The organism is Stenotrophomonas sp. Iso1 (assembly GCF_027497995.1).
In the GTDB taxonomy this organism is placed as follows: Bacteria; Pseudomonadota; Gammaproteobacteria; order Xanthomonadales; family Xanthomonadaceae; genus Stenotrophomonas.
The window spans coordinates 1,111,418-1,128,816 of the sequence record NZ_JAODBT010000001.1 but is presented as its reverse complement, the minus strand read 5'-3'; the positions used below and the strand labels follow the sequence as shown (position 1 = coordinate 1,128,816).

At 62.4% G+C, this 17,399-nt stretch carries 13 protein-coding genes and 1 tRNA gene; 1 reads left to right on the top strand and 13 read right to left on the bottom strand.

The window, feature by feature from the left end; translation table 11 throughout:
- Positions 1–3: 3 nt before the first annotated feature.
- The 4 genes from PAN08_RS04795 to dnaX all read right to left on the bottom strand — a co-directional run bounded on the left by PAN08_RS04795 (position 4) and on the right by dnaX (position 3,392).
- On the bottom strand, positions 4–354 hold the full coding sequence (locus tag PAN08_RS04795; RefSeq protein ID WP_269790353.1) for a histidine triad nucleotide-binding protein: 351 nt from the start codon (positions 352–354) through the stop codon (positions 4–6).
- Between the two features lie 49 nt (positions 355–403).
- Positions 404–1,003: a recombination mediator RecR gene (recR, locus tag PAN08_RS04790; protein ID WP_269790352.1), complete on the bottom strand. Its 600-nt coding sequence runs from the start codon at positions 1,001–1,003 to the stop codon at positions 404–406.
- A gap of 94 nt (positions 1,004–1,097) precedes the next feature.
- On the bottom strand, positions 1,098–1,418 hold the full coding sequence (locus tag PAN08_RS04785) for a YbaB/EbfC family nucleoid-associated protein (protein WP_057632248.1): 321 nt from the start codon (positions 1,416–1,418) through the stop codon (positions 1,098–1,100).
- 6 nt (positions 1,419–1,424) lie between these two features.
- Positions 1,425–3,392, bottom strand: coding sequence for a DNA polymerase III subunit gamma/tau (dnaX, locus tag PAN08_RS04780; RefSeq protein ID WP_269790351.1), 1,968 nt, complete (start codon positions 3,390–3,392; stop codon positions 1,425–1,427).
- Between the two features lie 138 nt (positions 3,393–3,530).
- On the opposite strand from dnaX, the gene PAN08_RS04775 reads away from it, so the two are divergent.
- Positions 3,531–3,623 (top strand) — tRNA-Ser (locus tag PAN08_RS04775).
- Between the two features lie 331 nt (positions 3,624–3,954).
- Here the strand turns inward: PAN08_RS04775 and PAN08_RS04770 are convergent.
- The 9 genes from PAN08_RS04770 to PAN08_RS04730 all read right to left on the bottom strand — a co-directional run bounded on the left by PAN08_RS04770 (position 3,955) and on the right by PAN08_RS04730 (position 17,390).
- A complete protein-coding gene (locus PAN08_RS04770; RefSeq protein ID WP_269790350.1) occupies positions 3,955–5,079 on the bottom strand; it encodes a hypothetical protein in 1,125 nt (374 codons plus the stop codon).
- A 166-nt stretch (positions 5,080–5,245) separates the two neighbouring features.
- Positions 5,246–7,450, bottom strand: coding sequence for a TonB-dependent receptor (locus PAN08_RS04765; RefSeq protein WP_269790349.1), 2,205 nt, complete (start codon positions 7,448–7,450; stop codon positions 5,246–5,248).
- A 253-nt stretch (positions 7,451–7,703) separates the two neighbouring features.
- Positions 7,704–8,726, bottom strand: a complete 1,023-nt coding sequence (locus PAN08_RS04760) for a dipeptide epimerase (protein WP_269790348.1) — start codon at positions 8,724–8,726, stop codon at positions 7,704–7,706.
- Positions 8,726–10,702 carry a serine hydrolase domain-containing protein gene (locus PAN08_RS04755; protein ID WP_269790347.1) on the bottom strand — a complete coding sequence of 659 codons (1,977 nt, stop codon included), beginning with the start codon at positions 10,700–10,702 and terminating at the stop codon, positions 8,726–8,728. The genes PAN08_RS04760 and PAN08_RS04755 overlap by 1 nt, the downstream gene beginning before the upstream one ends.
- A 106-nt stretch (positions 10,703–10,808) precedes the next feature.
- Positions 10,809–12,107: an amidohydrolase family protein gene (locus tag PAN08_RS04750; protein ID WP_269790346.1), complete on the bottom strand. Its 1,299-nt coding sequence runs from the start codon at positions 12,105–12,107 to the stop codon at positions 10,809–10,811.
- 28 nt (positions 12,108–12,135) lie between these two features.
- Positions 12,136–13,146, bottom strand: coding sequence for a dipeptide epimerase (locus tag PAN08_RS04745; RefSeq protein WP_269790345.1), 1,011 nt, complete (start codon positions 13,144–13,146; stop codon positions 12,136–12,138).
- A gap of 25 nt (positions 13,147–13,171) precedes the next feature.
- The gene (locus tag PAN08_RS04740) at positions 13,172–14,611 is read right to left on the bottom strand and encodes a serine hydrolase (RefSeq protein ID WP_269790344.1); all 1,440 of its coding nucleotides are present in this window, start codon (positions 14,609–14,611) and stop codon (positions 13,172–13,174) included.
- A 37-nt stretch (positions 14,612–14,648) separates the two neighbouring features.
- Complete coding sequence (locus PAN08_RS04735; RefSeq protein WP_269790343.1) at positions 14,649–16,274, bottom strand: D-aminoacylase; 1,626 nt, start codon at positions 16,272–16,274, stop codon at positions 14,649–14,651.
- A 66-nt stretch (positions 16,275–16,340) separates the two neighbouring features.
- On the bottom strand, positions 16,341–17,390 hold the full coding sequence (locus PAN08_RS04730; protein ID WP_269790342.1) for an alpha/beta hydrolase: 1,050 nt from the start codon (positions 17,388–17,390) through the stop codon (positions 16,341–16,343).
- Positions 17,391–17,399 lie beyond the last annotated feature (9 nt).

The following is a 17,399-nucleotide window of genomic DNA, read 5'->3' as shown; positions in this document are numbered from 1 at the left end:
CACTCACGCTGCGCCGAAATGCCCCAGCGGTGCACCGGCCAACAGGTGCAGGTGGATATGGAACACCGTCTGCCCGGCATCCTCGCGGCAGTTCATGACGATGCGGTAACCGTTCTGCGCCAGCCCCTGCTGTCGCGCGTATTCGGCCGCAGCCAACGCCAGCTTGCCGATCAAATGCGCCTGCGACGGCTGCAGATCATCCAGGGTGGGGATGACTTCATTCTTCGGTATGAAAAGCACATGCACCGGCGCCTGCGGAGCGATGTCCTGGAAACCCAACACGTCCTCGTCTTCGTAGACGATGTTGGCGGGAATCTCGCGGCGGATGATCTTGCCGAAAATAGTGTCGGTCATGCGACGGCTCACTGGGAAAACGGCCTACAGCTTACCGCCACCGCATCGACTATTCGCTGATTTCGCTGCGGCTGCCAAAAGCATGCGACAAGGTGCCGCGATCCACGTATTCCAACTCGCCACCCAACGGCAGCCCCTGCGCCAAGCGGCTGGGACGCACTTTGTTGCGACGTGCCAGTTGCGCCAGGTAATGCGCGGTGGCCTCACCTTCAACGGTGGAATTGGTGGCGATGATCAGCTCGTTGACTTCACCCTGCGCCAAACGCGCCTCCAGCTTGTCCAAGCCAAGCTCACGCGGGCCGATGCCGTCCAGCGGCGACAAACGCCCCTGCAGCACGTAGTACACGCCGCGATAGCTGGTGGCATGTTCAATGGCCAGGCGGTCGGCCGGCGATTCAATCACGCACAGCATCTGCCGCTCGCGGCTCGCGCTGGCGCACACCGGACACACCTCGGTCTCGCTGAAATCCCGGCATTGCACGCAATGGCCGACCTTCTCAATGGCCTCGGCCAGCACCTCGGATAAACGCTGGCCGCCTTCGCGGGCGCGTTCCAGCACGTGATAAGCCATGCGCTGCGCCGTCTTCTGGCCGACGCCCGGCAATACACGGAACGCTTCGATCAGTTGTTCCAGCAGCGGCAGGCTCATCGCGTCAGGCTCTTCATCAAAAACAAGCGCGCGAAGCCCAAAGGCTTCGCGTCGCGGGTAGCACAGACACCGGACAAGGCCGGCGCCGGCTGCATCAGAATGGCAGCTTCATGCCCGGCGGCAACTTCATGCCCGCCGTAGCCGAACCCATGCGGCTCTGCGATTCGGTGTCGATCTTGTTGGCAGCGTCATTGAAGGCGGCCGCGATCAGGTCTTCCACCATTTCCTGGTCGGACAGCACCGACGGATCGATACGCACCTTGCGGCACTCTTTCGTGCCGCTCAGGGTCACCGTGACCATGCCACCACCGGCGCTGCCGGTGACTTCCAACTTGGCGATTTCTTCCTGGGCCTTTTGCAGGTTTTCCTGCATTTTCTGGGCCTGCTGCATCATCTGGGCGATATTGCCGCGCATGGTTGCTTACTCTTTGAATGGACGGATGGAATCGGCCACAACCCGGGCGCCCTGCTGGATCAGCTGCTGCACCTGCGGGTCGGCCATGAAAACGGCTTCGGCCGCAACTTGTTGTTCACCGCGCTGACGGTCAGCGCGCTCATGCAACGTCTCGGCCTGGACGTTGCCGGTTTCAATCACGATTTTAGGTGTGCTACCCAATGCCTGCGAGAGCGCCTGCGCCAACGCGGTCAGCGCACGTTCGGACTGCAGATATTCAAAGCCCGGCATCAGCCCCAGACGCAGCACGCCGTGCTGGAAATTGACGAATGCGCAATTGGCCGCCAGCTCGCGCGACGGACCTGACAGACCACTGTCATCCACCAGATCCAACCACTGCTCGGCGCTTTCCAGCGCACGGCCAGCAACCGGCGTGCTCGGCTCGATCGCGATGCCAGTCGGTCGCGCAGGGGCAGCTGCAGGTGCCGGCGCTGTTGCGACCGGTGGCGCCGGGCGTACCGGCGCGGCCTTGAGCGGCTCAGGCTCAACTTCTTCAGACCCGGCCATTTCCATGGCCATGGCTTCGTCCCGCGCATTGGCTTGGGCAGCGTCCGTCTCCCAAGGCGGCAGATCGTCCGCAGCAGCACGCGGCTTCTCGGCAGATGCGGCGGGAGCTGGTGTCGGTGTCGGTGTCGGTGTCGGCGATTTCTGCACAACCTCGGGCACCGGCGCAGCCACTTCAACGGGAGGCACTATGGGTGCGACAGCCACCGGCTGGGGCGCAGGTTCAATTGCCTTGGTGACCGGGGCGGGGCTGGCTGCGGCCGAGGCGGCAACACCTGTTCCGGTAGCAACCGGCGCAACACCACCGGCGCCAGCACCCTGACCCGAACCTTCCGGCACCGCAGGCACAGCGCCGGACGGGCGGAACGCCAGCATGCGCAGCACGGCCATTTCAAAACCGGCACGCGGGCTGGGCGCAAGGTGCAGGTCGCGACGACCACTCAGCGCCATCTGGTACCAGAGCTGCACCACTTCTGGGCGCAAACGCTGTGCGAAGGCGACCGAGTCGATACCTTCACCCGGTACCACGGCGCCCGGCACCAGTTGCTGCACCTGAATGCGATGCAGGCCTTCGGCCAGCGCGTCCAGCACGCCACTCCAATCCGGTGAGAATTCGGCCAGCGTCGCCACCACCTGCAACAGGCGGCTGCCATCGCCATCGGTCAGCGCATCGAGCATGGCCGACACTTGCGTGCGGTCCACGGTGCCCAGCATGGCGCGCACCACGTCGTCGCGCAGCGCGCCGCCGGCATAGGCGATGGACTGGTCCAGCAGCGACAGGCCGTCACGCAGCGAGCCATCGGCCGCGTGTGCCAACTGCACGATGGCGCTGTCGTCGAACTCGATTTCCTCGGCGGTCATGATCCGCTTCATCTGCCCCTGGATCTGCTCCTCGTCCAACCGCTTGAGGTTGAACTGCAGGCAGCGGCTGAGCACCGTGACCGGCAGTTTCTGCGGATCAGTGGTGGCCAGCAGGAACTTCACATGCTCCGGCGGTTCTTCCAGCGTCTTGAGCAGCGCATTGAACGCCGCCTTGGAGAGCATGTGCACTTCGTCGATCAGGTAGACCTTGTACTTGCCGCGAGAGGGCATGTACTGGGCGTTCTCGATCACCTCGCGCACGTCATCCACACCGGTATTGGACGCGGCGTCGATTTCCAGCAGGTCGATATAGCGGCCGGCATCGATATCCAGGCAGGCCCGGCACTGGCCGCACGGGTCGGCACTGGTGCCCTGCTCGCAGTTCAGCGATTTGGCGAAGATGCGGGCAATGGTGGTTTTGCCGACCCCGCGAGTACCGGTAAACAGGAAGGCATGGTGGACGCGGCCACTGTCCAGCGCATTGCTCAGCGCGCGGACCACGTGCTCCTGGCCCACCAGCTCGGCAAAACGCTTCGGACGCCACTTGCGGGCAAGGACGAGATAGGACATCAGGCAACCGTCTTCATCTGAGTCCCCATTGTGCCATGCCCCACCCGTCCGCCAGCACCCATGCAGGAGGTGCTTGTGGCATTGCACCAAGCCCGATAGAATCTGCGCCCCTGCTGAGGTGTTACAGCGGCAGGATCCGGAGAGGTGTCCGAGTGGTTGAAGGAGCACGCCTGGAAAGTGTGTAAGCGTCTAAACCGCGCTTCGGGGGTTCGAATCCCCCTCTCTCCGCCAGATAAAAAAGAAAAGGCCGCCCATCGGGTGGCCTTTTCTTTTATTCGGGGGACAGCATGGGCGACGAGAGCCCCAACGGGTTCGACCGCCGGCAAAGCTGGTGGGACGGCGCAGCCTCCCGAAAAGACCTGCTACGCCGGATGTACCAGGCTATGCAGGCAAAGAGGTCACCCTGGGAGGCGGCCCCTTTGTTTCCTGCCCGACCCACCGCAGGGCAAGCCTTGCTCGCTCCAGATCAACGTCGAACGTCAGCCTGCCTCGATACCTGGATCTACGCCCCAACCATGCAAACGTCGACCATTGCCAGCAAGGGCACAAAGATGCCCCTGCCTCATGCGCCGCTCGCCGAACCCGCGCTGACGTACTGACGGCGCCGCCACAGCAGCCAGACGCCCCAGGTCAGTAACGGCAGCACGTAGATCGCCAGGAAGAACCAAGTCAGCGTGCCATACCCTTTTTCGATCAGCTCGATCAGACCGACGGCGGTGGCGGCGTACACCGCGAGCAGCATCACGGTTATCGCAATCGCCGGGCGCAATGCCTGCGGCATTGGCTGTTGACGCTCCTCGTAGGATTTCGCCACCCGCTCATTGATTGCGTGCAGCAGCGCCACACCGGTATCCACCAGGGTCAGCATCACCGCAATCTGGAATGCCCATTCGAACCAGGGTGCATGCAGCTTGGCCAGCAGGAAAGCGGAAGGCAGCGCCTCGGCACCGATCTCATGGTAGTAGCCCATCATCGCGATGTAGAACACCACGCCCGGCAACATGCCCAACGGACCGGCAAGCGCCCCGGCCACAAGTGCCTCGCGACGCTGGGTTAAATGGCGGATGCAGAACAGCACTGCAGGGATCGTGGCGACGTTGTACCCGGCATAGCTGACGCCGGCTTTGAACCAGCTGCCGTCGCCCGTCGCCGTCGCGAAGTTGGCCTCGATGCGGTCGCCGAACGCGATCACGCTCCACACCACGAATATGACGTAGACCAGATACAGGTAGCCCACCGACAGGGTGAGGAACTTCTCGATCACCGTACTGCTGAAAACCAACATCGCACCGGTGGCCGCAATCATGCCCAGCGAACCGACCAGTTTCGGCAGTCCGAACAGACTATGGGCGATTTCCCCCGCCGCTGCGCCCATGACCGCCATGATGATGATGATCAGCAGGAAATAGCCGATCTCGAACAGGAACCAGCCGCGGCCGAGAAGCACCTTGAAGAATGATCGGTAGTCGTAGGCGCGTGCGGACCGCGCCAACTCGAAGCTGACCATCAGCACTGCGCTCCACACCAGCATGCTCACCAGCATGGCCAGCAGGCCACCCCAAGGACCGGCCGGCATGAAGAACTCCACCAACTCGCGCCCGGTGGCATAGCCACCGGCAATCACTGCCGCCTGGAATACGAAACCCGGCAGCAGATAGCGCTGAAACCATGAGGACGCGGTGCTCATGACACACCCATGCACACGTTGATTACAGCGCCCACGCATGGGGACAACGCCAACATCAACTTCATATCAGAATCCTTCGAGAGCCATCACTCCGGACAGGCCGCCTGCCGAAGCAGGCGCCTGTGTTCTGTGCACAACAGCGCTACGACATGTGATCGGAAGCCGATCAGAACCGGTAGTCGAACGACACACCGACTGTACGCGGTTGCATCATCACACCGTTCCAGCGGGTCAGCACCGCGGAGGCATACATGGTGCGGCCCGCAGCGACGTAGACAGCTTCGTTGGTGGCGTTGGTGACGAAGAAACGGAACGTCGTATTCTCGTTGCTCAGTTCCGCATTGAGGTCCAGCGAGGTGTAGCCGGGCAGCTCGATCGACAATGCAGGTGCGACCGATGCCTCGCGCTCACCGTAGTAACGCAGCGCGCCGCCCACACTCCAGCCCCAGCCACCGCGTATCGGGAACTGGTAATTGGCCTGCAGGCTGCCGGCCCATTCCGGCACCTGAGGCAACGGATCGCCGGCTGCGGCCTGGCCCGGGAATGGCGAGGTCAGCTTGGCATCGGTGTAGGTCATGCTCCCGCTCAGGCGCAGGCCGTCGACTGGCATCACCGTGCCGGTGAATTCCACGCCTTCGCTGCGCGCGGTGCCGCCGTTGACGCCATAGGCAATGCCCTGTGCGGTCACCAGGCTCAGGCGGATGTCCTCCCAGTCGATCCGGAATGCCGCCATTTCCAACAGCGCTCGGCGGTCCCAAAGATGGGTCTTCAGGCCGATTTCGTAGTTGGTCAGGGTGTCCGAGTTCACCTGCGACGGCACTTCGGGCGCGCCGAGTACGACGGGATTGGGGCCGCCTGCGCGGTAGCCGGTCGCCACGCGCAGGTAGGCCATGCTGTCCTTGCCGAAGAACAGGCGCGGACTGGCACTCCAGGTGGTCACGCCTTCCGAAGACCGGGTGGTCCTTTGCACACCATCGCCACCCAACGGGCCGCCAAGTGTCTGCTTGAACTCCTGGTCGTTCTCCGCGCGGCGTACACCCAGCGAGAGGTCGAACTTATCCGTGAACTTCCAGGTGGCGTTACCGAACAGCGCCTTCTCTTTGTAAGTGCTCAGCACCGACGCGGTGAACAGGCTCATCAAGGGCTTGCCGGCCGGGTTCAGCGCGGCGCCGTCCTCGACGTAGGAGGAGTCTTCATCGGTATAGAAGCCGCCGAGCTGCCATTGCAGGCGCCCTTCGCCCTTGGAGGTCAGGCGGAATTCCTGGGTCCACTTGGTCAGCTCGATGTCGGTGTCGAGCGTGGCATAGGCCATCGCCGGGCCAACACCGGGCTTCTGTCCCAGTAGCGGAATGTATTCGGCCGACAGGTCCGTCAAACGCCAGGCGTTGGATTTCATCCAGCTGCTGGACGAGTTGAAATCGGCCCAGCCCAGATCCCAGTCCACACTCAACCCGTAGACGTCGTAATCGATGCTGCTCGGCTGCAGCAAAAAGAATTCGTTGGCATAGCCCGGCAGCTTCGGCTTGAAGGTGACCGGGTCCAACGCGACCGCACCGAAGTTGTCGCCCTTGTTCTTCTGGCTCAGCGCGGTCAACAGCACCTCGACCGTATCGCTTGGCTTCCACGCCAGCGCAAGACGGCCGGCGTTCTGACGCACGTCGTTGGTATCGCGGCGACCCACCACCGCGTTGTCAATCCAGCCCGGCGTGGTCTGCTCGGCATAGCTGATCCGCAGCCCCAGCTTACCCTCCACCAGCGGTGCATTGATCGCGGCGCGACCGGCGTGCCCCACACCGCCACCATCATCGATGACGCTGATGGTGCCGCCGACCCGGCCCTCGAAGTTCTCCAGGTCCGGCCGCTTGGTCACGTACTTCACCACGCCGCCCAACGCACTGGCACCGTATAGCGTTCCTTGTGGACCGCGCAGCACTTCGACGGATTGCACGTCGTAAGGGAGCAGGTCGAACATGCCCGAGGTCGCACCGGATAGCGAACCGTTCGGAGTCAGCGGCACGTCATCGACATAGATCGAGGTTGAGGCGGTGTTTCCCATCGGCATGATGCCGCGGATCGCAATCATCGACCGGCCCGGTGAGCCGAGGCTGGACACCTGCAGACCGGGAATCAGGCCGGCAAGGTTGTTGATGTTGTTGACCTGCAGACGGTCGAGTTCCTCTTCACCGAGGACGCTGATCGCCATCGGGACCTCGGTCACCACCTCCACGCGCTTCTGCGCGGTCGCGGTCACCGCATCGAGCGTATGCACCGCCTCGCGGCTGGTCTCGGTGGCCGCATCCTGCGCCAGTGCCGTTGCGCTACAGGCCAAAGCCAGCACGCCTGCAATGCAGGCCTGCGACAAAACGGACATTCGGGGCGAGCAGTTGTTCATTGTGGTTACGTCTCGGTATCAGAGGAAGAAATCCGCGGAGATAGAGCCGAATACAGTGGGGGGGCGCTGCGCGGCCGTTGCGGGTGAGCAGAAAACGGCGGCGATGGAACAGTGACAAATGTGACAAACAATCCAGTTCAGGACACATTAATCCTAATCAGAGAATTGTCAATCCTGCCGGAGTGCAGGGGGCCTACAAGTAAAAGGGCGCTCAAGCGAGCGCTCACAGGCTTCAATGGGAGGCGTCAGACAAGGAACCGGGGCGAGCACCCCACACCGCTTCGTCACACCAGATCGTGCCATCGCGATAGATGACACCCGGCGTCCGGTCCTGCTTCAGGAAGGTCGGCCCGTCGAGATCGACCAGGTCACACAGCTGGCCGACCACAAAGCCTGGCGCGGCACCCAGGCTGCTGCACACCATGCAACCAACCATTACACCCAGCCCGGCCTCACTCGCCGCAGCGGCGATCATCAGCGCCTCGGTCAGTCCACCGCACTTGTCGAGTTTGATGTTGACCACATCGAAGCGGCCGCGCAGTCCGGCGACATCGCTCAGCGTGAGCGCACTTTCGTCGGCGGCCAGAGGAATAGGCGAGCGATAACCGTCGAGATTGGCTTCCTGTCCGCGTGCCAGCGGTTGCTCGATCAGCGAAACATTGGCTGCAACCATCGCCGCAACGAGCGCGTCCATATCCCCGATCGAAAACCCCTGATTCGCATCGACACCCAGCCACACATCGCCGCGTGCCGCACGGATTGCATTCACCCGTGCGATATCAAGATCGAGATCGCCGGTGAGCTTGACCTTGATCGAGCGCGCCTGGCGCCAGGCCACGGCCTGCTCCGCCATCTTTACGGGCTCGTCGGCGCCAAGCGTGAACGTCGTTCGCAACGGCCGCAGCGGGTCGAGTCCGGCCAGCGCCCAGACCGGCTTTCCCGACTGTTTCGATTCCAGTTCCCACAAGGCGGCATCCACCGCATTGCGCGCGCCGCCCGGAGGCATGATGGATCGCAACTCGTCGCGGGACGGATGGGCTTGGATCGCGTCGCGGGCCAGCTCAAGCGCCGCGAGCATGTGATCGAGATCATCGCCTATGTAATAGACGCCGGTGGCCTCTCCGCGCCCGACATGCGCACCGTCGTCGAGGGTGACGACAATCGCATCGCGGGAGTCGAATACATGGCCCGAAATCCGGAACGGTGCGGCGAGACGAAGCGTCTCGACCGCCACTTTCATCTTCAGGCGCGACATCAGTAGTTCATCGTCATGGAGATGAGGCCACTGGCCCACGCCAGATACAACGACATGATCATCGCGAACAGGATCAGCAGCGCCCAGATCGACCGCAGCCCGCCGCGACGGTCACGCAGCACGATGCGAAGGTTCCACGCCGCGAGCAGAACGCCGCCCAACAGAATGATCAAGCCGCCAATCTGCAGCATCCACAGCCATGTGTCGTAGGAAGGAATGGGTTTGAACTTGGCGATGCTGACCAGCCAAGCCACTATCAACCCCAGCACCAGACCGGCACCCACCCGCACACCGCGATAGGCGCGCAAGGCACCACGCTCAAGCGTCAACGGCTTCTTGTAGTAACGGCGTATCACTGCCGACACCGGCCATTGCAGCAACGTGATCAGCAGGATCGCCACGCTCAGGAAGAACGCGGGAACAATCCATGCGGAGGATTTCCCGGCAGGTGCGCGGTCGAAGACCATGAAGGGAGACATCCCGTCCATGCTCCATCGCACAACCTTGCCGCCCTCCACCTTCGCGGCGAGTCGTTCATGCCCATCGACGTTGTGCCAGACAAAGGGTGCGACCTCGACCCATTTGATCGGCTTGCCGTTCAAGTCACGCGCAACCGGCACGATAAGCTCGCCCTTTGCATTGGCGCTGACCTTTACCTGCTTCAGCAACGCCACGATCGAGAAGAAGTTGGTCTCGGCGCGACGGCTGTTGATCCAGCTGCCGGCCATCATCCGCGCATGCTCAGCAGCGGTCTTGGCATCGACACGGGTATCGGGCATTGCATTGCCCGGCAGGTAGCGATCGGCAAACTGTTCGAACACGGCCTTGCGCAAGGGGCCAGCTGCGCCCTGCTCGCCCGTCGCATTGAACGACAGGTAGAGACCAACATTGTCGTCAACGAACAGATGCAGCGCCGTGTGGAAAAGTTGCGTGTCGCCCAGATGCCCGATTACTTGGCGGCCGTTGATGTTGGTTTCAAAAAAACCGAGCTCCATCCGGTTGAGCGGTGGCAGCAGGGTGAGTGGCGTGTCATGCATCACCCGCGCGGTTTCGGGCTTCAGCACACCGGCGCCCTGGTTCAGGTGAGCGATCATGAACTTGGCCATGTCCGCACCCGTCGAGGAGAGTCCGCCAGCCGGCGATGGGCCGACAATTTCAAAGTTCGCGGGCCCCGCCGAAAGCGTGCGATAGCCCGTCGCGATATCCGCCTGGAAGGCAGCAGGCAGCGGCTGGCGGAAGGTCGAGCTCGTCATGCCGAGCGGCTGGAAGATGCGCTGTTCAACATAGTCGTCGAACGACATGCCTGAGACGCGTTCGACGATGTAGCCAGCCAACGCGGTGGCGTAGTTGGAATAGGACGGTGTTGTTCCCGCTGCGTAGATGCGCGCCGGAACCCCGTTTTTCAGATAGTCACCCAGCGGAACGTGATACTTCGGATCCTCGAACATGATGGCCCGACCATGCTCCTCGAACCCCGACGTATGCGTCATCAACTGGCGCATCGTGGCCGGTTTGCCGTCCTTCAGCGGGACGTTGAAATCGAGATAGGCATTGATATCCGCGTCAAGATCGATCTTGCCGGCTTCCACCTGCTGCATGACCGCCGTCCAGGTGATCAGCTTCGACACCGAACCGGGGCGGAAAAGAGTTTTGTCGGGATCAACCGGCCTGCGCGCGGCGTAATCGGCATAGCCAAAACCGCGTTGGGTCAGCACCTTGCCATCCTTGACCACCACCACGACGGCGCCGACGAGATCGCCCTTGCCGAGCGCATAGGGCAAGAAGCCGTCGAGCCAACTATCGACGTCATGCGCTGTCAACGACGGCAATGATTCTGCTGGCGGCTCCGCCAGTGGTGTTCCCGGTACCGGGCCGGGCGCGACGACAGGTTCATGCGGTGCAACCGGTTCGGATGCCGCAGTCCCGATCGCCAGGACCAACGGCAGCAACGTCAACAACAGCTTCTTCGCCCACATCTCGATTCCCCTGCTTCTCATTCGATGAATTTCAGTTTTTGAATATGAGATCTATCTGGAAGCCACAGAACCCCAGACAGAAATCCAAGCGTTACGCGGAGGATGCTTACTCGTCGGCCGCCCTCACCACGACGCCGCGTGCCATGACGAAGGCCACGGTTTCAAGACGACGTACATCTGTCAGCGGATCGCCATCGACCGCGACGATGTCAGCCGACTTACCTGCTTCAAGGCTGCCGATCTCGCCATCAAGGCCCGTATGCGTAGCGCCCCAAACAGTCGCCGATTTGATCGCCTCCAATGGGGTGAGTCCTGCCTTCACCATCAAGGCAAATTCGCGTGCATTCTCACCGTGCGCAGACACCGCCGAATCGGTGCCGAACGCGATGGACACACCGCCACGGTGCGCACGCTGCAGCGCATCGATCATCAACGGACCCAGCGCCTGTGCTTTGGCACGAACCGCTGTAGGCATCCACGCCGCATCCACGGCCTGCCGCGTGACGGTGTCACCGGCGAGCAGCGTTGGCACCAGATAGCTTCCTTTGAGCTTGAACAAACGGATCGACTCCGCATCCAGATACGTACCGTGTTCGACCGAATCGACGCCCGCACGCAACGCGGCATTGACCCCATCGGTCCCATGCGCGTGCGAGGCCACTTTCCGTCCGAGCCGGTGTGCCGTCTCGACAATCGCGACCAGCTCCGCATCGCTCATCTGCTGGCCCAGCCCAGCCGCAGTGTTGGACAACACCCCGCCCGTGGAGGCGGTCTTGATGACGTCAGCGCCTTGTTGCACCGCTACGCGTACCGCACGCGCGCAATCATCGGCACCCGAGCACAGGGTTGGCGCGCGAAACACGTCGAGAATTTCCTGCCGATAGCCGTGAATATCGCCATGACCGCCGTGCGCCGCAACGGCACCTGCCGCAATGATCCTCGGCCCCGTCACCTTGCCCGTGGCAATCGCATCGCGCAGCGCATTGATCGCTTGCGGCTCGGAGCCCAGATCGACCACGGTGGTGAATCCGGCGCGCACCGTTCGCTTGGCAAAGACCACGCCATCGAAGGCCTGGTCGACAGCCGATTTGGTCACCGCATCAAGGCGATTGGTCGGGCCGGATTCAAACGTCAGGTGGACGTGGCTGTCGATGAGGCCGGGCATGACAAACTTGTCGCGGAGATCCACGATGTTGCCAACGCCGACAAAGCCGTCGCGGATAGCGGCAATCTTCCCAGCCTCGACGACAATCGTCTTGTTTGTTTCTACCTTGCCGCTGGCCGGATCGGCCAATAGCCGCCCGGCGTAGATATAGGTGGTGGCCGCCGGCACCGGTTCGTCCAGCGCCACCGCCGACTGGGCCATGGCGATCAGAACCAAACCGGCCAGTGCTTTCGTCTTCATGTCGTTTCTCCCGATTCTGTTGCCGCAATCAATCACTTTGACGGCCCCAGATCGCTTCGGCGCACCACGCATTGCCATCGGCATACTCGATCGACGGACTGCGGTCGGCAGCAAGGAATATCGGTCCGTCGAGATCGACGATGTCGCAGAGCTGACCAAGGATGAAAGCAGGCGCCATCGCCAAACTGGAACCGACCATATTGCCGACCATCACCCCGAGCCCGAGTTCGCGCGCGCGCTTGGTCATCGCCAGCCCTTCGGTCAGCCCGCCGCATTTGTCGAGCTTGATGTTGACCACGTTGAACCGCCCGACCAGCGCATCGATGTCGTCCAGTACCAGCACGCTTTCATCGGCCGCCAACGGAATCGGGCACTGGTAACCGGCAAGGTCGGCTTCACGGCCGCGTGCCAGTGGCTGCTCAAGCAGTTTGACGTCGGCCGCAACGAGCGCGGCAACCAGCCTGTCGAGGTCGCCGATCACAAACCCTTGGTTGGCATCGACCCCGATCCAGCAGTCAGGCCGCGCTTTCCGCACCGCCTGCACACGGGCGATATCCAGATCGAGATCACCAGTGAGCTTCAGCTTCAGCGCGCGCGCCTGTGCATAGTCACGCGCGCCCTGCGCCATCACCTGGGGATCATCGGCTCCGAGGGTGAAGGTCGTCAGCAACGGGCGTACTTCAGCAAGCCCGGCCAGTTGCCGAACGGACACGCCGCTGCTCCGCGCTTCGAGCTCCCACAGCGCAGCATCGATCGCATTGCGGGCGCCACCGGCCGGCAGCACGTTTCGCAATTTTTCGCGGGTGATGCCCGCCGTCACCGCAGCACGCACACCTTCAATCGCAGCCGTCATCGCGGCAACATCGTCGCCCAGGTAATAGACGCCGGACGCTTCACCACGCCCGACATGCAGGCCGTCCGATAACGTGACCACGACCACCTGGGCTTCGGTGAAGACATGCCCGGAAATGCGGAAAGGTTTGGCCAGTGGAAAGTGCTCGACTGCAAGATCGAGCGAGAGAGGCGTGTGCGTAGTCATCAAGGTTTGTCCTTCATCCACGGTGTCAACGCGTGGGTGTGGCGGGCGCAAGCGCGGCGGCGATCTGCGAGACATATTTATTCCAGTCGAACTTGTGCCCCTCCGGCGTCCAACCCAGACGAACAATCACCGCATCCTGCGAAGGGATCGACGCGACAATCTGGAAGTTGTGGCCCCGTGCCATGACGGCATCGGCCGGCACATCCGCGAACAGCTTCCTACGCTCACCGTCGGCCTCGGCAACATTCAGCCACAGCTGCGCGCCATAGAAAGGCTGCGGCGCTACCGGCGTTGGCGTCTGCGCGAAGTCCAACCATTTCTGCGATAGCACTTGCCTGCCTCCCGCGTTGCCGTGGTTGAGATGCAGCACCCCATAACGCGCCCAGTCACGTGCAGTCGCGTAGGCATAGGAGCTGCCCATCATGACGCCAGCCTCATCCGGCTCGATCAGTGCACTGGTCATGCCAGCCGGCTCGAACAACCGCTCCTGCGCAAAGCGGACCATGCTCTGCAAGGTACCGCCCGTGGCTTGAAACGCGATCCGCGACAGGATGTTGGTGGTGCCCGATGAATAGCTCCAGTGCGTCCCGGGCGCGTGCTCAAGCGGAAGTTCGGCGGCCATCGCGCCCATGTCACCGGACTCGAACAGCATCTTGATCGAGTCATTGCCAGGCTCATATTTTTCAACGAACGCCAAGCCGCTCGTCATCGTCAACAACTGGCGCAGTGTGATGGCAGCACGTGGATCGCCCTTGCCCTGCCATTGCGGGACCGGTGCGGGCGCATCAAGTGCAAGCACACCGTCGTCCACCAGGATGCCGACCAACGTGCCCATGATGCTTTTGGTAGCGGACCAGCCGAGCAGCTCGGTGTTCTGGTCAAAACCCGGCGCATAACGCTCGGCAACGATCGCACCGCCCTGCACGACGACAATCGCACGCGTATCGGGATAGCCGTCCTTGTTCTGCTCATCAAATGCGGCAGCTACCGCCTTGTCGAGCGCAGCCCGGTCGAGCTTTGCTTCTGCTGCTGCCTGAAGTGCAGGCACGGCAGCGTCACCCAGCGGCCAGGCCCTTGCCGATTGAGCTGGCAACGGTGCAAGCCCTTCCACCTGTGCGTCGAGCGTGGCGGTCGAGACATCGCCGGTCAGCAGCGTACAGCCGGCAACCGGGCGATACAGCGCGGTGCGCGGTGTCGCATCGGGCGCGGATGCCAGGACCGTTCGCGCCTTGCGGTCAACCGTCAGCGTCACCTTTTGAGTGAACGGTGCCAGCGCATGGATATCGTCGCGCAACACATCCGCCTCGTTGCGATCGGCGACGAAGATGCCCGCACACGCGATCTGCGCCGACACCGCAGTGCCGAGGTCGGCGAGATTCGCCACCGGCGGTGCGGCAGCAAATGCCGGTACCGATACCGAAAGTGCCAGGGCGACAAAGCCAAGCCCGGAATTACGTTTGATCATGATGCACGCCTCTGCGCTGCGGGAGTACTGCGTGGAATCAGCCTTGGCTGGGGCACTCATGGCGCAGCACCGCGCCGGCCTTTGCACCGGTATGCGCGCCACCCTCAAGCGTGACGACGCCGTTGACGATCACCGTTTCGATGCCGGTCGGCAACGCGGTCGGTGCGTCCCACGTGGCGCCATCGGCGAGTGTGTCGAGATCGAAGATGACAATGTCGGCACGCATCCCGTCGCGAATCAGACCGCGATCGGTCAGCCCCATCCGCTGTGCCGGCCAACCCGTCATCTTGCGCACCGCATCCTCCAGCGACAGGACGGAACGCTTCTTTACATACTCGGAGATGATGCGCGGGAAGGTGCCGTAAGCGCGCGGATGCGGCAAGCCAAGCGCATCAAATTCCCCCAGCTTTACCGAAGCCGCCGCGTCACTGCCGATGCTCACCCACGGCTGCCGCAGCGCGCTGACGATGTCCTCTTCGCTGATCATGAAGTACAGCGCGACAGACCGGTTGGGCAACCCTTCAAGCGCGATGTCCCAAGCGGCATCTGCCGGGTGACGATTCAGCGCGACACCGATCTCAGCCAGACTCTTGCCGTGATATTGCTTGTACTTCTCGCTGAAGCCGTTGGCGAGGCGCACATTCTGGAAGCCGCCCGATGCATGGACCAGATTCGACCAGCCCGGCATCGAACCCGCTTCGACTTCTTTTTTCATCCGCTCGCGAATCGCAGGATCACGAACTCGCTCAATTCCCTTCTGCAGTCCATCGGCCCACACCCAACTGGGCGCGATGATTTCCAAACCGGTTCCGCCCGCCGTGTAGGGATACAGATCTGCGGCCACATCGACGCCGCGCGCACGCGCGGCGTTGATCAGCTCCAATGCCTTCGGCATCAACTTGCCCCACTGGGGAGCAAACGCGGCCTTCAGATGGAAGATCTCCACCTTGACGCCGCCCTTCTCGCCGATCTCGATCGCTTCTTCTATCGCCTGGACCAGGCCTTCGCTTTCGTCCCGCATATGCGTTGCGTAGAAGCCGTTGCACTGCCCCGCCACCTTCGCCAGCGAGATCAGGTCGGAGGTACTCTGAAAACTGCTCGGTGCGTAGATCAGGGCACTGGAGAGACCAAACGCGCCGGCCTCCATCGCGGTTTTGACCTCACGCCCCATGGCTTCGAGCTGCTCATCGGTTGGTGACCCGGCGCCGTCGCCCATCACCTTCACCCGGGCTTGGGTCGAGGAATAGTAGGTGCCGAAGTTGACCGAAATTCCCTGCGTCTCAAGCTTGTCGAAATACGCCGATATTTCCGCTGCTGCCGACACCGGCGGGCCACCTTCGCCACCGATAAGGGTTGTCACGCCCATCCGTATCTTGTTCTCGGCCTGCCCGTTCTGGAGCAGGACGCGGCCCGACTGATCCATCATGTCGATGAAACCGGGTGACACATAGCGACCGCTGGCATCAATCTCCTTGGTGCCACGCTCGGGAATCCGGCCGATCTTGGCCACCCTGCCGTCCTTGACGCCCACGTCTGCGCCGACCCACGGATTGCCCGCGCCATCGAGCACACGTCCGCCGCGGATCACGATGTCGTATTCGGACGCGGCCGCGTTGGCGACAAGCAACATCGACACAACACCAAAGAGCATTTTGCGTTTCATCACTACTTCTCCCTGCCGGCGCCGAGGCGCCGTTGACGTTTGATGTTTGATGTTTGATGTTTGCGGTTACTTGGCCTGGTCGGCGCGTACTTCGTTCACCACTTCGTGGACCGCAGCGATCACGATATCGGGCCGGTCGATCTGGATGTAGTGGCCGGCGTCGGGCACGATCTGCTGACGACCTCGCGTCGAAAAAGCGGTCTGCTCGGCATGAAGCGTTCGCCACTCCTGCTTGAACCGCGCGCCGTCCTCTGGCTTCATTTCAAGCGCCGCCAGTTCCTCAGGCTTGAAGGGCTTCAACGCCGTCAGCACGATCAGTGGCCGGTCTCCAAAACTGTGGACCGCGCGCGCGTCAGCCATTGTGGCGTCGAAGCCATCGAGTTCGGATGTCGCGCCCTTGATCGATGCATTGATGTAACCGGACAGTTGGTCGACCGACTCCTTCGGCAGCTTTCCGTCGCCGGCGTTCGACCTCGCCGCCAGGAATCGCACAATGCCGGTCCACGACAGCGCCGACGCCGTGTGCATCAGCAACGATGCCCGTCGCGGGTGAACTTTGATGCTCACCACCTTCTCAAGCCGCGCAACCTGGTCGGGATGCGAACCATCGACCATGACCAGCCCCGCAACTTGATCGCCGTAGCGCCCGACATACGTCCGCGTGTACGGCCCGCCGATGGAGTGCCCGACGAGCACCAGCGGATCGGTTATTCCCGCCCCTTTAAGCAACGCATGCAGGTCATCAGCCACCGTCGCCGCGTGCTGCGGTGTGTCCTTGGGATCGCTCCACATGATGCCCGCACGGTCATAGGCACAGGCGCGGGTGAAGCCGGCGATCTTGTCGTGCACCAGCGTCCAATCGATCGTCCCTCCTGTACCCAGTCCGGACTCGAAGATGACTGTCGGCGACCCGGTGCCGCGACAATCAATATGCATCCTGCGGCCGCCGACATCGACCAGTTCACCGCGCGGCGGGTAGTTCGCTTTAGCGTGACGGCGCCCGTGCTGCTCGTAGATAACGCCTACGAAAATGATCAGAATCAACAGCGCCAGCAGGCTCAGGAAGAGCCATTTCATCCAACGCCAGAATCGTCGCCAACCGGTGACCTTTGCCATCTCATGTTC